At 69.5% G+C, this 2604-nt stretch carries 2 protein-coding genes; both read left to right on the top strand.

Translation table 11 applies throughout. From position 1 onward, the window contains the following. Window positions 1–487 precede the first annotated feature (487 nt). On the top strand, window positions 488–1690 hold the full coding sequence (locus STBA_RS35350) for a helix-turn-helix transcriptional regulator (RefSeq protein ID WP_077063903.1): 1203 nt from the start codon (window positions 488–490) through the stop codon (window positions 1688–1690). A 227-nt stretch (window positions 1691–1917) separates the two neighbouring features. Then, the gene (locus tag STBA_RS35345) at window positions 1918–2178 is read left to right on the top strand and encodes a hypothetical protein (protein WP_077063902.1); all 261 of its coding nucleotides are present in this window, start codon (window positions 1918–1920) and stop codon (window positions 2176–2178) included. Window positions 2179–2604 lie beyond the last annotated feature (426 nt).

The following is a 2604-nucleotide window of genomic DNA, read 5'->3' as shown; positions in this document are numbered from 1 at the left end:
CGCGGCGAGGAGAAGTTGCGCTAACGGTGGCCGTCTCCCGGCCGTTCTGTCGCTCGAACGTCCCTACGCCCACCGGAGTTTCCGGTGGGGCGACGCTGGACCGCCCCTGCCTGTGCCCGCTCGCCCGACACCTGTCCCCCACGCATACCTGCGCAGCAGCGCTGCGCACCAGCGCTGCGCCGAGCCCCACCGGCCGCACGCCGCCAACCGCCCGGGGGCATCCCGGTCCGAAATTTCTTCACTGGCTCAAGAGCGCGCGCCTACCGGCGCGCGGGCGGTCCCAGCCGCCTTCGCGCGGGCTGCGGCCTTCGGCCGGTCCCGCGCGAACGGCTCGGCCGCGCACCACCGCCAGCACCACTGAACAAGCAGCCCGGACCGGCCGATGGCCACACCGCCCCAACGCATCCGCCGCCGCGCCCGCGAACTGATGCCGCAGTGGATCACGGGTCACGGTTGCAGGGGCTTGTGGCCGCCTACTCTTGGGAACATGAGCCTTGGTGCTGATCTCCGTCGGCTGCGCCGCCTTGCGGGACTCACACAGGAGACCTTGGCCGACCGGGCCGGCGTGTCCGTCGATGTTGTCAAGAGGCTGGAACAAGGACGGAAGACGTCAGCCCGCCTGCCAACCCTCCATGCTCTTGCCGCCGGTCTGGGCGTCGAGCTGACCGCGTTGCTGGGCGAGCCGCCCGCAGTAGCCAGTGGATCACTCGTCGACTCTCCTCAGCTCGTGGCATTGCGCCGGGCCATCGCTCCACCGCTGCTGGCGCTCCCGCCGGAACCCAGCACGCCGCGCCCCTCACCGGCGGCCATGAAACAGCGCATCTCGTCGGGCTGGACGCAGTACCACAAGGCGAACTTCCCCGCCCTGATGTCAGCTCTCCCCGGAATCATCGCCGACAGTCGCTTCGCTGCTTCCGTCGGCACCGACGACCAGCGGGCGCGCGGGGCAGCAATACTGGCGAAGTCGCTGCAACTGGGCGGGCATGTGGCGATTCGCCTGGGCAAGACGGACCTGGCGCTCTCCGCCCTTGAGCGAGCGATGCATGCGGCGGAGCAGTCGGCCGATCCGCTTCTGCCCGGCATGATCTCCACCTCCATCGCGTGGTCCTACCAGCGCCAGGCCCGACTGGAAGACGCGCTCCATCTGGCCATCCTCGCTGCCGACCGCGTCGAACAAGGCCGCACGGACACCGCGGAAGGCGTCCGGGTCCGCGGCGGCCTGCTGATGTCCGCCGCCACCTCATACGCCCGCAGCGGCGACTACGAACGCGCCGACGAGATGATGACATCCGCCGAGAACGCCGCGAAGCGGCTCGCACGCCTGCCTCCACCCGAAGACGGGCGGCTGGTGAGCGTCTTCAGCCGATCGTCCGTACGCATCGAGCGCGTCCGGCTCGCCGTCCAGCACAAGCGTCCCCGCGAGGCACTGGACCTGGCGCGCGGCATGCGCCTGAGCAAGGACGTCCCACCGTCCTGGCGCACGTGGCTCCTGCTCGACATCGCGCGGGCGCATACCGATCTGGGCAACGCAGAAAATGCCGTGGCGACTCTGGAACGGCTCCACCGCGTCGCACCCGCGTGGCTCGGCCATCACACACTCGCGGTCGCCATCGTCCGTGACCTCTGGTCACTTCCCCAGCGACCGCCGGGACTTCGCCGTCTGGCAGAACGGCTGGGAGTGTCTGACTAGAGCGCGAAACGGGGACGTTCCGTCCCTGTAGACGTCGCGCCGATCCCGACACGCTGTGTGTCCGACGCAGTACACCGGGAAGGGACACCATGTCATCAACGAGCGTTGTCAGCGCCAGGGATACCGTTCTGCGCGACCTCCGCGACGAACTCCATCTGAAGGGGTTGCTGCCCAGCCGTGTGCAAAGTCGCGACATCGATGGACGGCCTTCCTATTCCATCAGCGACATGCCGCACTCCGTGGCGACGGAGCTTGCCGAAGCACTGCACAGAGACGCGGCGTCCTGGAAGCCGCTGGCCGGAATGGCCGTCTGGTCCGACCATCACCACCGCGTCGGGGAGATCCTGGAGACGCCCGTCGACAGCCGCGTGTGGCTGCGATGCCTGCGCACCGACCACCGGTGGCGAACGACCATCCGCCACGTCCGCCCGGCGCTGCTCAGCGAAATCGACGCCGCCCGGTCCGCCCCCGGGGAGCAGCGTCCGTGACGGGCTGTCTGCACCTCGGCCAGTTGGAGGAGCGCCGGGACGGTACCTACTGCCGGTGCGGGGCGAAGATCTACGAGACCAGCCAGAGGCCGACCCCCAAGCCACCTCCGTCTCCGTCGAAGACCGCGTCATAGCAATCGGCTGGGGCGGCGGCCTCCGAGGCTTGAGACAGCCACCTCGGGGCGAGCCTCGAAGACCGGGGGCCGGATCGGGCCATTGCGGGCAGGCCAGGAGCCCGCCCGATCCGCAGGCGAGCGTACGGCCCCCGGCCTCTCGCCCCAAGGCAGCTCCCGCCCCAAGCCTCTCCACCCGCCCGCACACCAACGTGCAGAGGCCGAGCCCTCAAGGGCACCAGCCGGGTATCCCTCCTGGTCTCTCGTACCGTTGCAGGACACAGACCACCCTTAGCGCCAAAGCTGCGACCAA

The organism is Streptomyces sp. MP131-18, from assembly GCF_001984575.1.
In the GTDB taxonomy this organism is placed as follows: Bacteria; Actinomycetota; Actinomycetes; order Streptomycetales; family Streptomycetaceae; genus Streptomyces; species Streptomyces johnsoniae.
Note: the sequence above shows the minus strand (reverse complement) of the source record. Positions and strands in the feature narration are given on the sequence as shown.